General features: G+C 60.6%; 14 protein-coding genes. 10 read left to right on the forward strand and 4 right to left on the reverse strand.

Annotated elements, in window-relative coordinates; translation table 11 throughout:
• Window positions 1-5: 5 nt before the first annotated feature.
• Window positions 6-1,019, forward strand: coding sequence for a hypothetical protein (locus GSQ73_RS13295; protein ID WP_158884748.1), 1,014 nt, complete (start codon window positions 6-8; stop codon window positions 1,017-1,019).
• Window positions 1,020-1,171: 152 nt separating this feature from the next.
• On the opposite strand, the gene GSQ73_RS13300 is transcribed toward GSQ73_RS13295, so the two are convergent.
• The 3 genes from GSQ73_RS13300 to GSQ73_RS13310 form a co-directional block, all read right to left on the reverse strand.
• On the reverse strand, window positions 1,172-2,377 hold the full coding sequence (locus tag GSQ73_RS13300) for an acetyl-CoA C-acyltransferase (RefSeq protein WP_158884750.1): 1,206 nt from the start codon (window positions 2,375-2,377) through the stop codon (window positions 1,172-1,174).
• Between the two features lie 60 nt (window positions 2,378-2,437).
• Window positions 2,438-4,825, reverse strand: a complete 2,388-nt coding sequence (locus GSQ73_RS13305; RefSeq protein ID WP_158884752.1) for a 3-hydroxyacyl-CoA dehydrogenase/enoyl-CoA hydratase family protein — start codon at window positions 4,823-4,825, stop codon at window positions 2,438-2,440.
• 63 nt (window positions 4,826-4,888) lie between these two features.
• Window positions 4,889-5,515 (reverse strand): TetR/AcrR family transcriptional regulator, encoded by a 627-nt coding sequence (locus GSQ73_RS13310; RefSeq protein ID WP_158884754.1) that lies wholly within the window; start codon window positions 5,513-5,515, stop codon window positions 4,889-4,891.
• A gap of 222 nt (window positions 5,516-5,737) precedes the next feature.
• On the opposite strand from GSQ73_RS13310, the gene ndk reads away from it, so the two are divergent.
• The 7 genes from ndk to der all read left to right on the forward strand — a co-directional run bounded on the left by ndk (window position 5,738) and on the right by der (window position 12,593).
• Window positions 5,738-6,163, forward strand: coding sequence for a nucleoside-diphosphate kinase (gene ndk / locus GSQ73_RS13315; protein WP_158884756.1), 426 nt, complete (start codon window positions 5,738-5,740; stop codon window positions 6,161-6,163).
• A 68-nt stretch (window positions 6,164-6,231) separates the two neighbouring features.
• Window positions 6,232-7,377: a 23S rRNA (adenine(2503)-C(2))-methyltransferase RlmN gene (gene rlmN / locus GSQ73_RS13320; RefSeq protein ID WP_158884758.1), complete on the forward strand. Its 1,146-nt coding sequence runs from the start codon at window positions 6,232-6,234 to the stop codon at window positions 7,375-7,377.
• Entirely contained in the window at window positions 7,367-8,155 is a 789-nt protein-coding gene (pilW, locus tag GSQ73_RS13325) for a type IV pilus biogenesis/stability protein PilW (RefSeq protein ID WP_158884761.1), read from the forward strand. The genes rlmN and pilW overlap by 11 nt, the downstream gene beginning before the upstream one ends.
• On the forward strand, window positions 8,152-9,162 hold the full coding sequence (locus GSQ73_RS13330) for a RodZ domain-containing protein (RefSeq protein WP_158884763.1): 1,011 nt from the start codon (window positions 8,152-8,154) through the stop codon (window positions 9,160-9,162). Before pilW ends, GSQ73_RS13330 begins: the two co-directional genes overlap by 4 nt.
• A gap of 147 nt (window positions 9,163-9,309) precedes the next feature.
• Window positions 9,310-9,960 carry a tetratricopeptide repeat protein gene (locus GSQ73_RS13335; RefSeq protein WP_158884765.1) on the forward strand — a complete coding sequence of 217 codons (651 nt, stop codon included), beginning with the start codon at window positions 9,310-9,312 and terminating at the stop codon, window positions 9,958-9,960.
• Window positions 9,957-11,168, forward strand: coding sequence for an outer membrane protein assembly factor BamB (bamB, locus tag GSQ73_RS13340; RefSeq protein ID WP_254063407.1), 1,212 nt, complete (start codon window positions 9,957-9,959; stop codon window positions 11,166-11,168). Before GSQ73_RS13335 ends, bamB begins: the two co-directional genes overlap by 4 nt.
• 21 nt (window positions 11,169-11,189) lie before the next feature.
• On the forward strand, window positions 11,190-12,593 hold the full coding sequence (der, locus tag GSQ73_RS13345) for a ribosome biogenesis GTPase Der (protein ID WP_158884767.1): 1,404 nt from the start codon (window positions 11,190-11,192) through the stop codon (window positions 12,591-12,593).
• Between the two features lie 6 nt (window positions 12,594-12,599).
• Here der and GSQ73_RS13350 read toward each other — a convergent pair whose 3' ends face one another.
• Window positions 12,600-13,187 (reverse strand): GNAT family protein, encoded by a 588-nt coding sequence (locus GSQ73_RS13350; RefSeq protein WP_158884769.1) that lies wholly within the window; start codon window positions 13,185-13,187, stop codon window positions 12,600-12,602.
• 59 nt (window positions 13,188-13,246) lie between these two features.
• On the opposite strand from GSQ73_RS13350, the gene folD reads away from it, so the two are divergent.
• Together folD and guaB are read left to right on the forward strand one after the other, a co-directional pair.
• Complete coding sequence (folD, locus tag GSQ73_RS13355; RefSeq protein ID WP_158884771.1) at window positions 13,247-14,107, forward strand: bifunctional methylenetetrahydrofolate dehydrogenase/methenyltetrahydrofolate cyclohydrolase FolD; 861 nt, start codon at window positions 13,247-13,249, stop codon at window positions 14,105-14,107.
• Window positions 14,108-14,189: 82 nt separating this feature from the next.
• The gene (gene guaB, locus GSQ73_RS13360; protein ID WP_158884773.1) at window positions 14,190-15,647 is read left to right on the forward strand and encodes an IMP dehydrogenase; all 1,458 of its coding nucleotides are present in this window, start codon (window positions 14,190-14,192) and stop codon (window positions 15,645-15,647) included.
• The last annotated feature ends 63 nt before the right edge of the window (window positions 15,648-15,710 follow it).

Consider the following 15,710-nt stretch of genomic DNA (forward strand, 5'->3'; position numbering starts at 1 on the left):
TGGTCATGGCTACAGAGACAATACTTACTACAGCCCGCGCTTCTTTGGAGCGCGTGCAAAATTTCGAGCCCAAGGAACTAGCAAGGACTTTAGATCTGGGGCGGCAGCTCAACTTTGAAGAAATTGTTGAGCCAGCTGAACGCTTGGTGGCGCTATACAAGCGAATTTCGTTAGTGACACTAAATGATTTGGTGGATAGCCAACTTCAACAAATTGGCTCGCAAGCCGATGCGGATTTTAATAGGTTTAAAGAAATTCTGAATTTCTCAGCGGACCAGTCAAACGCGTCTGGTGTCAGGGCTACATTAATCAGTCAAATGTTGAAGGCTTATGAAGCCACGTTTCCAGTGCTCTGGCAGTACATCGCCTATGGAGTGGCAACTGCAACAGACGCATCTGTTATTGAAGGACGTGCGCGTTCTGTCCTTCAAAGCATAGAAGATAAAGCTGAGAAATTATCTGAGAGCCTTGCGGACCGAGACAATGAGGCGCAACAAATACTGGTCCACATACAGCAAGTCGCTGCCGAACATGGTGTCTCTCAGCAGGCGCAGTATTTTAAGGATCGTGCCGATGAACACAGTGCGAGCTCCGATAATTGGCGAACGGCGACGGGTGTGTCCGTAGCTATCACAATTATTTTTGCTGTCTTATCAGCTTTCGCTTTCAAGCTTGACTGGATGAAGGCAATAAGCTCTTGGGATGCTGCGGAATTTATCAGTGGAAAAATCCTTGTATTCGTTACATTGGCCGCCGTCGTCGCGTTATGTGCAAAGAACTTTCTCGCGCATCAGCACAACGCAATATTGAACAGACACCGACAGACGGCTTTGCAAACTTATAAGGTGCTAGTCGATGCCGGGGCATCTGGCGGCTCCCAGGATATAGTTTTAGCGTATGCGGCGGCTTGCATATTTGGCGCGCAAGAGACCGGATTTGCCAAGGATTCCGGGGAAGGTGCTGGTAAGTCGGTTTTGGAATTGATGACGAAGTCTGTTGTCAGCGGAACAAAGGCCTAACGCCAGAACTCAAGATGATGTGTGAAGTGATATAGCGCTTTTTGCAAGGCTAGATTGTGTGGTTGAAGAAGGCATAGAAAAAGCGCCGTATGGACTACGGCGCTTTTGTCTTTTATTTGAGCCAAGCTTCGCTGAACTGCGAAGCTGAAATATCAAACCGCCTCAAACACTCCCGCCGCCCCCATCCCCGTACCGATACACATCGTCACCATCCCGTACTTCTGCTTGCGACGACGCAAGCCGTGCACGAGGGTGGCGATGCGCACCGCGCCGGTGGCACCGAGCGGGTGACCCAGCGCGATGGCGCCGCCGAGCGGGTTGACCTTGCTGGGGTCGAGCTTGAGGTCGCCCATGACGGCGAGGGCCTGGGCGGCGAAGGCTTCGTTGAGTTCGATCCAGTCGAGCTGATCCTGGCTGATGCCGGTCTGCTTGAGGGCTTTGGGAATGGCTTCTTTCGGACCGATGCCCATGATTTCCGGCGGCACGCCGGCGACGGAGAAGCCGACGAAGCGGGCCAGCGGTTGCAGGTTGTACTCCTTGATGGCTTTTTCGCTGGCGAGCAGCACGGCGCCGGCGCCATCAGACATCTGCGAAGAGTTGCCGGCGGTGACGGTGCCGCCGAACTGGCCGTTGCGGAACACGGTCTTGAGCTTGGCCAGCACTTCCATGGTGGTGCCGGCGCGTGGGCCTTCGTCGGCGCTGATGTGGCGGGCGTCGGTGATGATCTTGCGGCTGGCGAGGTCGGGGTAGTGGTCGTCCAGCGCGAACGGGCTGATCTCGTCGTTGAATTCGCCGGCGGCCTGGGCGGCGAGGGCGCGGCGATGGCTTTCGACGGAGAAGGCGTCCTGCTGTTCGCGGCTGACTTTCCATTTCTTGGCGACGTTTTCGGCGGTGATGCCCATGCCGTAGGCGATGCCGATGTTCTCGTCGTTGAAGATGGCCGGGTTCATGGCGATCTTGTGGCCCATCATCGGCACCATGCTCATGCTCTCGGTGCCGCCGGCGAGCATCAGATCGTCTTCGCCGAGGCGGATGCGATCGGCGGCCATGGCCACGGCCTGCAGGCCGGACGAGCAGAAACGGTTGATGGTGACGCCGGGCACGGTGTCCGGCAGGCCGGCGAGCAGCACGCCGATGCGTGCCACGTTCATGCCTTGCTCGGCCTCGGGCATGGCGCAGCCGATGATGGCGTCGCCGATGCGATGCGGATCGATGCCCGGCGCCTGCGCCATCACGGCGCGGATGACGTGGGCGAGCATGTCGTCCGGACGGGTGTTGCGGAATACGCCGCGCGGCGCCTTGCCGACCGGGGTGCGGGTGGCGGCGACGATGTAGGCGTCTTGGATTTGCTTGCTCATGATGTTTGATCCTTTGGAAATGACGAGAGAGGGAGATGGACGTTCAGCCTTCCGTTTCCGTCAGTTCCTCAGCGGCTTGCCGGTGGTCATGGTGTGGGCGATGCGGGCCTGGGTTTTCTCGGTCTGCGCCAGTTCCACGAAGTGCTTGCGCTCAAGCGCGAGCAGCCATTCCTCGTCGACCTGCGAACCGCGCTCGATCACGCCGCCGCACAGGGTGTCGGCGATGCGCGTGGCGATGTCCACGTCGTGCTCGGAGGCGAAATAGCCGGCCTGCAGGTTGGCCAGCGAGGCCTTGAACGTGGCCGTGCCGACATCGCCGGCCACGGTGATGGCGTTGGCGGGCAGAGGCGGGCGGTAGCCGCTTTCGGCCAGCGCGTTGGCCACCTGCTTGGCGACGTAGAGCAGCTCGTAGGCATTGAACACGACCACGTCGCTGTCGCGCATCAGGCCGAGCTGCTTGGCTTCCATCGCGCTGGCGGAGACTTTGGCCATCGCCACGGTCTCGAACACTTTCTTCAATTCCTCGAACGGATCGGCCGGGTTGGCCTTGAACGCGCGGATGGCCAGCTCGTGCAGACCGCCGCCGGCCGGCAGCAGGCCGACACCGGCTTCGACCAGACCGATGTAGCTTTCCAGCGCCGCGACGGTACGCGCCGAATGCATCTGGAATTCGCAGCCGCCGCCCAGCGCCAGCCCGCGCACGGCGGACACCACCGGCACCAGAGAGTGCTTGATGGTCATGCTGGTGCGCTGGAAGTTCTCGACCATCTTCTCGAACTGGTCGATCTTGCCGGCCTGCAGCAGACCCAACGCGCCCTTGAGATCGGCGCCGGCGGAGAATGGTTCGCCGGTTTGCCAGATCACCACGGCCTTCAACTTCTGCTCGGCGATGCGGATGGCTTCCTGCACGCCATCGAGCACGAAGTCGTTGACGGTGTGCATCTTGGTCTTGAAGGAGATGATGCCGATGCCGTCGTCGCCCAGCGTCCACAGACGCACGCCGTCGTTTTCCCAGACCGTGCTGCCCTGATCGAAGGTTTCGCCTAGGATCGGATCGGGGAACAACTGGCGCTTGTAGACCGGATGCTGCGAACGCGGCTTGTCGGCCTTGGCGCTGGCCGAGTAGGAGCCGTTTTTGGAATGCACGCCTTCACGACCGTCGGTAACCCACGCCGGCAGCGGCGCCTTGCTCATGGCCTTGCCGGCGGCGATGTCTTCATTGATCCAGCCGGCCACCTGCTGCCAGCCGGCAGCCTGCCAGGTTTCGAACGGACCGAGCTTCCAGCCGTAACCCCAGCGTATGGCGAAATCCACATCGCGCGCGGTGTCGGCGATGTCGGCGAGGTGATAGGCGGTGTAGTGGAACAGGTCGCGGAAGGTCGCCCACAGGAACTGCGCCTGCGGATCGCTGGAGGCGCGCAGCTTGCCGAACTTTTCCGAGGGATTCTTGATGGCGAGGATGGCGGCGACGTCGTCGGACGGTTTCTGCTCGGACGGGCGGTAATCCTTCGCGGCGACGTCGAGCACGACGATGTCCTTGCCGGCCTTCTTGTAGAAACCGGCGCCGGTCTTCTGGCCAAGCGCGCCCTGATCGATCAGCCCCTGCAGCCACGCGGGCGCCTTGAAGTAGTCGTGCCAGGGATCATCGGCCAGCGTATCGGCCATGGTCTTGATGACGTGCGCCATGGTGTCGAGGCCGACCACGTCGGCGGTGCGGTAGGTGGCGCTCTTCGGGCGACCGACGGCGGGGCCGGTGAGCGCGTCGACCGTATCGAAGCCGAGCTTGAACTGCTCGGTGTGATGCATGGTGGCCAGCATGGAGAACACGCCGATGCGGTTGCCGATGAAATTGGGTGTGTCCTTGGCGATCACCACGCCCTTGCCGACGGTGGTGACCAGGAACGCTTCGAGCCCGGCGATGACGTTGGGGTCGGTGAGCCTGGTCGGGATCAGTTCGACCAGATGCATGTAGCGCGGCGGGTTGAAGAAGTGCACGCCGCTGAAGCGATGGCGCATGTCCTCGGGCAGGGCTTCGGCCAGCTTGTTGATCGACAGGCCCGAGGTGTTGGAGGCGATGATCGCGGTCTTGGACAGGTGCGGGGCGATCTTGGTGTACAGGTCGAGCTTCCAGTCCATGCGTTCGGCGATCGCCTCGATCACCAGGTCGACGTCCTTGAGGTGCGACATGTCCTCGTCGTAGTTGGCCGGAATGATGGCGGCCGCGAGGTTCTTGTCCGCCAGCGGGGCAGGCGAGAGCTTGGCAAGGTTGGCGATGGCCTTGATCGCGATGCCGCTCTTCGGGCCTTCCTTCGCGGCGAGATCGAACAGCACGGTCTGTACGCCCGCATTGGTCAGGTGCGCAGCGATCTGCGCTCCCATAACGCCAGCGCCCAGTACGGCGGCCTTGCGAATACGCAATGTGGATTGGTTGGATGGTGCAGCGGTCATTGGCATCTCCGATGGAACGAATGCGAAAGAAACAACACGGCCTGGATGGCCGATAACAGGGAATCAGGGATGGCTCAGGCCGGCGACGGCAAAGCCGATGAGGTGCTGCGCGGTCTGTTCGCGATGGGTGTGCTCGCTGACGTCGCTCTTGCGCTGGATCATGCCGAAGCCGGACATCGCGTGGGTCAGCGCACCGGTGACCAGATCGATGCGCCAGTAGAGTTCGGGCTTGCTCAGTTGCGGCAGCAAACGCGCGAATTCAGTGGTGAACTGGCGCATCACATGTCCGTAGTTCTCGGACAGGAACTGACGCAGGGTGTCGTCATGCTCCGCGAATGCGCGCGCCAGCACGCGCATGAAAAGCGCGCCGCTATCGTCATGCGAAAGGTCCAGGGCAGGGCGGATGTAGGCGGCCAGCACGTCTTCGAGCGTGGTGTTTTCCACGCCGGCGATCTTTGCCAGCGCGGTCAAACGGCGCGCATTCAAGGCATCGAGACGGCGACGGAATACCTGCTCGACCAGCTTTTCCTTGGAACCGAAGTGGTAGTTCACGGCGGCGAGGTTCACGCCGGCGCTGGAAGTGAGTTGCCTCAGCGATGCACCATCGAAACCGCGCTGGGCGAACAGGACTTCGGCGGCGGCGAGAATGCGTTCCTTGGTCGAGCCGGAGGTATTCACGGGCGGTGTCATCCATCAACGGCCATCGGCCAGTTCAAACGATCGTTTGAGCATACGCGGACAACTTGATGGACGTCAAACAATGGCGTGTTGCAAACAAAGTCCGACTTGCGTATGAGCTAGAATCTGTCAAACTTTCGTGAGCTAAAGCCTCAATCCTTGTCAAGTTTAGCTCTCTGCCGGCTCGGGGCCGGCACGACCCTTTCCCTCATTCGTTTGCCGGAGCAGATCCGTATGGCGCTGGAGCGCACTCTTTCCATCATTAAGCCCGATGCCGTCGCCAAGAACGTCATCGGTGAAATTTATGCCCGTTTCGAGAAGGCCGGGCTCAAGGTCGTCGCTGCGCGCATGAAGCAGTTGTCGCGCAAGGAAGCCGAGGGCTTCTATGCTGTGCATCGCGAGCGTCCGTTCTTCAATGCGCTGGTTGAGTTCATGATTTCCGGCCCGGTAATGATCCAGGCACTGGAAGGCGAAAATGCCGTGCTCAAGCATCGCGATCTGATGGGCGCGACCAACCCGAAGGAAGCTGCACCGGGCACGATCCGCGCCGACTTCGCCGACTCCATCGATGCGAATGCCGTGCATGGCTCCGATGCGGCCGATACTGCCAAGGTGGAGATTGCTTATTTCTTCGCCGCAACGGATGTGCTTTCTAAATAACTTGTGCGTTCGCTCTTGAACGCGAGGATCAGGAAGCGGCCATCCATAGCCGCGCTCTTCACAAAACCATGAATCAGGCAGCTTTCACTTCATCCGACCAGACGACTTCCAAAGTCAACCTGCTCGACTTCGATCGCCAGGGCCTGCGTGATTTCTTCACGCAGATCGGCGAGAAGCCATATCGCGCCGAGCAGGTGATGAAGTGGATTTACCACGACCTGCAAGACGACTTCGAGAACATGACCGATGTGGGTAAGGCGTTGCGCGCCAAGCTCAATGAGGTCTGCTACATCGGCGCGCCCAAGACGGTGCTGGACAAGGCCGCCAATGACGGCACGCACAAGTGGCTGCTGGGCATGGATCAGGGTAACGCGGTCGAGACCGTGTATATCCCGGAGCCAACCCGCGGCACCTTGTGTGTTTCGTCGCAGATCGGTTGTGCGCTCAATTGCCAGTTTTGCTCGACGGGTGCGCAAGGCTTCAATCGCAATCTTTCCACGGCCGAGATCATCGGCCAGGTGTGGGTTGCGGCGAAATACCTGGGCAATGTCACGCATCAGAATCGCCGCATCACCAATGTGGTGATGATGGGCATGGGCGAGCCTTTGGCCAATTTCGAGAACGTGGTGCGCGCGATGAAGCTGATGCGCGACGATCTCGGGTTCGGCCTTGCAGCCAAGCGGGTCACGTTGTCCACAGCCGGCATGGTGCCGTTGATCGACCAGTTGTCGGACACCATCGACGTATCGCTTGCCGTGTCGCTGCATGCGGCCAACGACGACCTGCGCACCGAACTGGTACCGCTCAACAAGCGCTATCCGATTGCAGAGCTGATCGCCGCCTGCCAGCGCTGGGTTGCACGCAAACCTCGCACCTCGATCACGTTCGAATACACCTTGATGAAGGGCGTGAACGATCAGCCCGAACATGCGCGCCAGTTGATCAAACTGATGCGCAAACTGCCGACCTGCAAGGTCAATCTGATTCCTTTCAATCCGTTTCCCGGTACGCGCTTCGAGCGTTCCGGTGCAGATGCCATCCGTGATTTCCAGACCCAGCTGCTGAGTGCAGGCGTATTGACCATGTTGCGTCGCACGCGCGGCGACGACATCGATGCTGCCTGCGGCCAATTGGCCGGGCAGGTAACCGACCGTACCCGTCGCAGTGCGGATCTGCGCAAGCGGCAGGACGAAGGGGTGCAGCATGCGGTTTGATCGAACACTGGTATTCGCGCTATTGCTGTCGCTGGCTGGCTGCGTGAGCACCCAGATCGACAGCAACTCGTTGGGCAAGGACATGCCCAAGACCAGCAGCGCAGAGCAGGCACAGGATGCGGCGCGCGTGCATACCGAACTCGGTCAGCGCTACATGGCCAACGGCGATCTGCAAACCGCCTTAGAAAAACTGACGCTGGCGTTGAAGTTCGATCCCAACTACGCGCCTGCACATACGGTGATTGCCGTGCTTTACGAGCGCATCCATCAGCTGCCCGAAGCGGAATTGCATTATCGCAAGGCCGTGGAACTGGAATCGAACAAGGGGCCTGCCGAGAACAATCTTGGTCAGTTCCTTTGCGGGGTAGGCAATTACCCCGAAGCGTACGCGTATTTCCAGAAAGCGGTAGCGGATCCCTTCAACCAGTCCGCCGACATGGCTCTCACCAACGAGGGCATCTGCAAATCGCGCGCAAACGACCCTCATGGAGCCGAAGCCAGTTTCCGTGATGCCATCGCGCGAAATCCGAATAATGCGGAGGCACTCTTTCAGCTTGCCAATACCCTCTACTTGCATAACGATGCGTTTCGTGCCCGAGCCTTCATTCAGCGTCTCGACGCACTGAACCAGCCCAGCGCAGCGGGCCTGAAACTTGGTTACGACATCGAATCCCGATTGGGCAACTCGGAAGGGGCCCAGATCTACAGCAATCGGTTGCGCACGCAGTTCCCGGAGTCGGAACAGGCGCACGCCTTGAACAGCACTGCCAGCCCATGACTTCGACGCCCCAGCTACCGGCCGACCAGGATCCGAACGGACACGATCTGTTCGGCATCAATCTAGTCGACATCGATGTACCGTCGACGAAATCACCCACCGTGAGTTTCGGCAGTCGATTGCATGCCGCTCGTGAAGCCCGTGGCCTGGATATCGAGACGTGTGCGCACACGCTTAAGCTTCCGGCTCGCGTTCTTCGCCAGCTTGAGCGCGACCAGTACGACGATATCGATTCGAAGATTTATCTCGGCAGTTACATAGGCAAATACGGCCAGTTCCTGGGCATCAACGAATCGTCAATCCAGGTCGAGGTCGACCGGATCAGGCACATCGAACCCACGCTGGTAGCCACCGGCGGCATTTCGCATTCCAGGTTCCTGCTCGATCGCTACGCGACTGCCGCAACCTATGCGATTTTGACCGCGGTGATTGTGGTCCCCATGATCTGGCTTGGCGTGCGCGGCACGCTGGATCGTGACCTCAGCCATCTCGCACCACTGGATGCCGCCCCGGTTGCCCAGCAGGATGCGCCGGCATCGACGGCAAGCTCGAGCGTCGTATCGGTCGGTCAAGTGGCATCGAAGACATTGGCGCCACAGCAATCGTCAGCTGTCATCAAGAATCCGGAACAGGAACAACCACTGCTTGCATCGATGGCGCCGTTTCCGAATCTGGAGACCGGCACATTGCCTTCGGCTCCTGCGACCGTGTCGCCAGCCATCGACAGCGGTACGGGCGGTCACAGCCTGAGCCTGAGCCTGGATTCTGCCAGCTGGGTCGAAGTGATCGATCGCGATGGCAAGCGGCTGGAATACGGGCTGTTGGCTGCCGGCAGTAACAAGACGTATCACAGCGATCAACCGCTGGATGTGCGCATTGGCAATTCGAGTGGCGCACAAGTCAACATCGACGGGCAGCCGGTTGCGCTGGACAATTTCAGGCATTCCAACGTCGCGCACTTCCGCGTTCAACTGCAAGACGGCAAGGCCGCAGCAGCCAGTCTCTGATCGCTGTTCGGCGCTCGGTACAGCCCAATTCGGTTATGCTTGTCCATTGCCCGCTCGTGTCATCGCGGGCTGGCACAGTTTTTTCATTTTCAACGCGCTGGACGTCTCTCGCGTCCTTACGCGTGCGGCCCTTTCAACGGTGATTGCATGGCTCTTGACGAATACGACAAATACGAACAAAGCGAGATCGTTCAGAAGTGGTTGCGCGAAAACGGGTTGTCGATTGTCGTTGGCATCGCCATTGGTCTGGTGGGCATTTTCGGGTGGCAGCAGTGGCGCAACCACCAGGCACGCCATGAAGGAGAGGCTGCGCAGCTCTATCAGCAGGTGCAGGTGATGCTCGCGTCCGGCAAGCCGGATGCTGCAGCTGAACTTACGGCGCGGCTGACCAAGGATTACGACACGTCGCCGTATGCCGTATTTGCCATGAGCGCTCAAGCCAGGCAGCAGTTGCAGGACAAACAGCTGGACAAGGCGGAAACGTCGCTTGGCTGGGCGGAAGTTCACGCCAGCGATCCCGCGCTGAAGTCGCTTTCGCAGATGCGTCTGGCGCAAGTGCAATTGCAACATGGCAACGCCTCGGTTGCGCTTTCGACACTCGATCGCATTCCTGCAGCCGATTTCAAAGGGCTTGCGCAGGAACTCCGTGGCGATGTGCTGGTCAAGCTTGGGCGTGCAGATGATGCACGCAAGGCGTACCAGACGGCCTTGTCGGCATTGGGCGCGGACGCGCCGCAACGCGGTGCCTTGCAAATGAAATTAGACGATTTGGCCACGGCCGGGAAGCAGGGTGCATGAAAGCTGAAATGATGAAACGCGTCTTGCTGATCAGCCTGACCTCGATGCTGGTGCTTGCGGGCTGCCACTCCTTCAAGAAGGAGAACGTCGAGCCGCCGACTCCGCTGTCCAAGGATTTCAAACCCACGGTGCAGGTCACCAAGCTCTGGACCAGTCGAGTAGGCAAAGGCGCGGGCGACAGTGGCGTGCGCTTGCGGCCTGCGGTCGTCGATGGCGTGCTCTATGCCAACAGTACCGATGGTGACCTGATGGCGATCGACGCCAATAGCGGCAAGACGCTGTGGTCGAAAAACACGCGCGTCCACGGCTGGTTTGGCTGGGGCGACAAGAAACGAAAGGATGCCCTTTATGCTGGCGGTCCCGCAGTCAGCCGCGAGTTGCTGGCAGTCGGCACACTCGATGGCCACGTCTATGCCGTGAATGCGAAAGACGGCAACGCTCGCTGGGAATCCGAACTGGACTCCGAAGTGCTGGCCTCGCCAGTGATTGTCGGTGACCTCGTCATCGTGCGCACGCAGGACGGTCGCGTATACGGACTCGATTCTTCCGACGGCAAACGCCGCTGGGTCTACGACCAGGGCAACGTTCCGCTGCTGAGCCTGCGTGGCAATGGCGGCCTGCTCGCGGCGAACGGCGTGGTGTTCTTCGGCAGCGACGACGGCAAGCTGGTCGCGCTGCGCCAGGACAACGGCCAGAAATTATGGGAACAGAAACTCGGCAGCGGCGAAGGCCGCACAGACATCGACCGTCTTGATGACGTGGATGGCTCGATTCTGCTCGACGGCAGCACCTTGTTCGGCGCGGCTTATCACGGCAGCCTGATGGCAGTCGACGGCCCGAGCGGTCGCCCGTTATGGACACATCCGTTCTCGACCTTCGATTCACTCGCCGATGCCGGCACGTCCATTTATGGCGTCGCCGACGATTCTGGCGTGTGGGCGTTCGACAAGAACGGCGGCGCGGATATCTGGAAAAACGCTGCGCTGAAATATCGCTGGGTCACTGGTCCTGCCGTACAGGGCAACTACGTGGTGGTCGGCGATATGGAAGGCTATATCCATTGGCTGCAGATCGGCGATGGCGCCATGGCTGGACGCGAGCGTCTGTCCAAGAAGGCCATTCGTGCACAGCCTCTGGTCGCCGGCGACACCGTCTACGTCGAGGACGTGAAGGGCCGCATTGGCGCTTACCGTCTCTCCGCGCACTGATCGCGGAGAGATGGTTCCATCATGCTGCCTGTCGTCGCGCTAGTTGGTCGTCCCAACGTCGGTAAATCGACGCTCTTCAACGTTCTGACGCGCAGCCGTGACGCCTTGGTCGCCGATATGCCGGGCGTGACCCGCGATCGTCACTATGGTGTTTGCCGCAGTGGAGAGCGGCCTTTCGTGGTGGTCGATACCGGCGGTCTGTCCGGTGTCGAGGAAGCCATGGACGTGCTTACCGCGAAACAGGTGCGCCTGGCCATCGAAGAAGCCCATGTGCTGGTATTCGTGGTCGATGCGCGCGAGGGTCTGCTGCCGCAGGATTACGTGATCCTCGGCGAGCTGCGTCGCAGCGGCAAACCGATTATCGCCGCTGTCAACAAGACCGACGGCCTGGAAGAACAGGCCGTGCTGGCCGAGTTTTCGGCCATCGGCATCGGCACGATCATGCCGCTGTCCGCTGCGCACAACCGCGGCACAGACGATCTGATTTCGGTGGTTTTGCCTTTGCTTCCGGTGGACGAGGAAAGCTCGGTCGAAGGGGAAGGCGAGAGCGGCACCATCCGCGTGGCCATCGTCGGACGTCCGAATGCTGGCAAGTCGACCTTGATCAACCGCCTGCTCGGCGAAGAACGGTTGATCGTCTCGGACGTCGCCGGTACCACACGCGATCCGATCCGCGTGCCGCTCGAACGCGATGGCAAACGCTACACGCTGATCGACACCGCAGGCATTCGGCGCAAGGCACGCGTCGAGGAAGCCGTGGAGAAATTCAGCGTCATCAAGACACTGCAATCCATCGCCGCAGCGCAAGTCGTTGTGGTGATGATCGACGCCCGCGAAAATCTCGCGGATCAGGATCTCACCCTCATCGGCTACGCCATGGACGAGGGCAGGGCGATAGTGATCGCCGTCAACAAATGGGACGGCCTGGACAAATACCAGCGCGACGAATGCCAGCGTGCGCTGGATCGCCGACTCGTATTCGTGGCATGGGCCAAACAGGTTTACATCTCGGCGTTGCATGGATCCGGCCTCAGCGAACTGATGCGTGCCGTGGTTCGCGCGCACGGTTCGGCGACCAAGGTGCTGGTGTCGTCGGAACTTACCAAGACACTCGAGAAAGCGTACGAGGGTTATCAACCGCCACTCGTGAACGGCCATGCGCCCAAGCTTCGTTTTGCGCATCCCGGCGGCAACAATCCGCCGACGATCGTGATCCATGGCAGCCGCACCAAGCACATTGCACCGGCCTACCAGCGTTACCTGGAAAACTTCTTCCGCAAGCGTTACAAACTGGAAGGCACGCCGATCCGCATCGCCTTCCGCGAAAGTGAAAACCCGTACGCGGGACGCAAGAAAGTGTTGACCAAGGAACAACAGCAAAAGGCACGCCGCCGCGTCAGCGATCTGATCAAGCGCACGCGCTGATCGATGTCAGGCCCCTGTCTGACGCAAGTCAGCCGGCAACAAGGCGTACACCGCCGCCTCCTTTGGCTGATCGTGAATCCACAGCCGATGCCGCGCGATGGCTTCCAGCCGCGCGCCGAGTTTTTCAGCGACGCGCCGGCTCGGAAGGTTGTCGGGCTCGGCCACGATTTCGATACGTATCAGCCGCATGTTTTCGAATCCGAATCGCGCCATCAGCGCGCCGGCTCTGGTCGCCATGCCACGACCCTGTCGCGATTCCCTCAGCCAGTAGCCCATGTTCGCGCTGCGATGAAGGCGATTGAGGTGATTCAACCCGATGCCTCCCATCAGATCGCCTGATAACGCGTCGCAGATCGCCAAGGGAAAGTCCGTGCCGGACGTCCATCCTTCGCGTGAATATTCGATCCATGCCCGGGCTTCTTCGAGTCCGTAACCCCGATGACACCATGGCTGCCAGCGACCCACAGTATCCAGTGACTCGTCCACAGCATCGCGCAGCTGAACGGGATCAATAGCCGACCACGGGCGCAGGCACACAAACTCATCGCGAAGTTCCGGAGCCGTGATGGCAGCTGCTTCGATGGAACAGGTCATGCCGTTTGTACGTGCTGGTGTGAGCCGCGATAATGGGCAACTTTCTTTCGGCCATCAACATGACTGCACGCATACTCGACGGCCGACGCATCGCGCAGGAACTGCTGGCGCTGATTGCTCAGCGCGTGCAGGCGCGAAAGTTGCAGGGCCTTGTCGAGCCGGGTCTGGCGGTCGTGCTGGTTGGCACCGATGCCGGCTCGTCGGTGTACGTGCGCAAGAAGCGCGAGGCCTGCCATCAGGTCGGTTTCCGTTCGATCGATCACGATCTACCCGCAACCACCACCCAAGCCGAACTGTTTGCGTTGATCGACCGGCTCAATGCCGATCCGGCGGTGCACGGCATCCTGGTGCAATCCCCGTTGCCTGATCACATCGATGAAGACGCTCTGGTCGATCGCATCGATCCGGCCAAGGATGTCGATGGCTTCCAGGCGATCAATGTCGGTCGACTCGCCTTGCGCCGTTTCGGCTTGCGTCCGTGCACGCCCAAGGGCGTGATGACGCTGCTCGGCCATACCGATCGTCCGGTGCGTGGTCAGCATGCCGTCGTGGTCGGCGTGTCCAATCATGTCGGTCGTCCACTGGTGCTGGAGTTGATGATTGCCGGATGCACCACCACCTCGTGTCATCGCTTCACACGTGATCTCGAAAATTTCGTGCGCCAGGCGGACATCCTGGTCGTCGCGGTCGGCAAACCGGGACTGGTCAAGGGCGATTGGATCAAACCCGGTGCGGTGGTGATCGACGTCGGCATCAATCGTCTCGACGATGGACGGCTGGTCGGTGATGTCGAGTTCAAGCCGGCGGCGCAGCGCGCCAGCTGGATCACGCCGGTGCCCGGTGGCGTCGGCCCGATGACGGTGGCGACTCTGCTCGAAAACACGCTCGAAGCGGCTGAAGCCGCTGCCGGCAACGCATGATTGTGGGGCGGCATTCAGCCGCATATCTGGCGAGCATCACGGCAGGGCGCGTATAATTCCCTCTTTGCAGCGGGACTTTCGCATGCGCATCCTCGCCGAGGCTCTGACCTACGACGACGTCTACCTGGTTCCCGGCCATTCGATCGTGCTACCACGGGACGTGGACACTTCCACCCGATTCACCCGCAACCTTCGCCTCAATATCCCGATCGTGTCGGCCGCGATGGATACGGTGACCGAAGCGCGCCTCGCCATCACCATGGCGCAGAACGGCGGCATCGGCATCATCCACAAGAACATGACTGCCGAGCAGCAAGCGGCCGAAGTCCGGCTGGTAAAGAAGTTCGAAGCCGGCGTGATCCGCCGTCCCATCACCGTCAGCCCCGACACCTCGATCAGTGAAGTGTTGCGACTCACGCGTGCGCACAACATCTCCGGTGTACCGGTGGTGGACGGCAGCAAACTGGTCGGCATCGTCACCAGTCGCGACCTGCGTTTCGAGCGCAAGCACGACGATCCGGTGCGCAACATCATGACGCGCCAGGACAAGTTGGTGACCGTGCGCGAAGGCGCCAGCCAGGACGACGTGCTGCTGTTGCTGCACAAGCACCGCATCGAGAAAGTGCTGGTCGTCAACGACGATTTCCAGCTACGCGGCTTGATCACCGTCAAGGACATCCAGAAGGCGCGCGACAATCCGCACGCAGCGAAGGACCAGCAGGAAGCGCTGCTCGTCGGCGCGGCTGTCGGCGTCGGCGGCGACACCGAAAAACGCGTCGCCGCGCTGGTCGATGCGGGCGTGGACGTGCTGGTTGTCGATACCGCGCACGGTCATTCGCAAGGCGTGATCGATCGCGCCGGATGGGTGAAGAAAAACTATCCGCAGGTACAAGTCATCGCCGGCAATATCGTCACCGGCGAAGCGGCGCGGGCCTTGCTCGACGCAGGCGTCGATGCGGTGAAAGTCGGCGTGGGTCCGGGCTCCATCTGCACCACGCGCGTGGTCGCCGGTGTCGGCGTGCCGCAGATCACCGCGATCGACATGGTGGCCACGGCGCTGAAGGATGAAATCCCCTTGATCGCCGATGGCGGCATCCGCTACTCCGGCGATATTCCCAAGGCGCTCGCTGCGGGTGCGTCCACCGTGATGCTGGGTTCGATGTTCGCGGGCACCGAGGAATCGCCGGGTGAGGTCGAGCTGTTTCAGGGCCGTTCGTACAAGAGCTATCGCGGCATGGGTTCGATCGGCGCGATGCAACTCGGATCAAAGGATCGCTATTTCCAGGACGAAGCCGACGCAGACAAACTGGTGCCCGAAGGCATCGAAGGCCGCGTGCCGTATCGCGGGCCGCTGCGCAACATCATCCACCAGTTGATCGGTGGCTTGCGCGCATCGATGGGTTACCTCGGCACGGCGACCATCGACGACGTGCGCCACAACGCACAGTTCGTCAAAGTCACCTCGGCCGGCGTGACCGAAGCGCATCCGCACGACATCCAGATCACCAAGGAAGCGCCGAACTATCGGCTAAATTCCTGATTCGAGATCAGGCAGCAGTGGCGAGTAGAGCGCGCAGAATCGAACGTTCTCGCACTTTGCCAA

The sequence above is a fragment of the Rhodanobacter sp. L36 genome (genome assembly GCF_009765755.1).
Lineage (GTDB): Bacteria > Pseudomonadota > Gammaproteobacteria > Xanthomonadales > Rhodanobacteraceae > Rhodanobacter.

Coding starts and splice junctions, on each gene's coding strand:
- folD (WP_158884771.1), top strand. CDS start 13,247: ATGACTGCACGCATACTCGACGGCCGACGCATCGCGCAGGAACTGCTG.
- GSQ73_RS13350 (WP_158884769.1), bottom strand. CDS start 13,187: ATGACCTGTTCCATCGAAGCAGCTGCCATCACGGCTCCGGAACTTCGC.
- guaB (WP_158884773.1), top strand. CDS start 14,190: ATGCGCATCCTCGCCGAGGCTCTGACCTACGACGACGTCTACCTGGTT.
- GSQ73_RS13310 (WP_158884754.1), bottom strand. CDS start 5,515: ATGACACCGCCCGTGAATACCTCCGGCTCGACCAAGGAACGCATTCTC.
- GSQ73_RS13305 (WP_158884752.1), bottom strand. CDS start 4,825: ATGACCGCTGCACCATCCAACCAATCCACATTGCGTATTCGCAAGGCC.
- pilW (WP_158884761.1), top strand. CDS start 7,367: ATGCGGTTTGATCGAACACTGGTATTCGCGCTATTGCTGTCGCTGGCT.
- GSQ73_RS13295 (WP_158884748.1), top strand. CDS start 6: ATGGCTACAGAGACAATACTTACTACAGCCCGCGCTTCTTTGGAGCGC.
- GSQ73_RS13335 (WP_158884765.1), top strand. CDS start 9,310: ATGGCTCTTGACGAATACGACAAATACGAACAAAGCGAGATCGTTCAG.
- GSQ73_RS13300 (WP_158884750.1), bottom strand. CDS start 2,377: ATGAGCAAGCAAATCCAAGACGCCTACATCGTCGCCGCCACCCGCACC.
- der (WP_158884767.1), top strand. CDS start 11,190: ATGCTGCCTGTCGTCGCGCTAGTTGGTCGTCCCAACGTCGGTAAATCG.
- GSQ73_RS13330 (WP_158884763.1), top strand. CDS start 8,152: ATGACTTCGACGCCCCAGCTACCGGCCGACCAGGATCCGAACGGACAC.
- rlmN (WP_158884758.1), top strand. CDS start 6,232: ATGAATCAGGCAGCTTTCACTTCATCCGACCAGACGACTTCCAAAGTC.
- ndk (WP_158884756.1), top strand. CDS start 5,738: ATGGCGCTGGAGCGCACTCTTTCCATCATTAAGCCCGATGCCGTCGCC.
- bamB (WP_254063407.1), top strand. CDS start 9,957: ATGAAAGCTGAAATGATGAAACGCGTCTTGCTGATCAGCCTGACCTCG.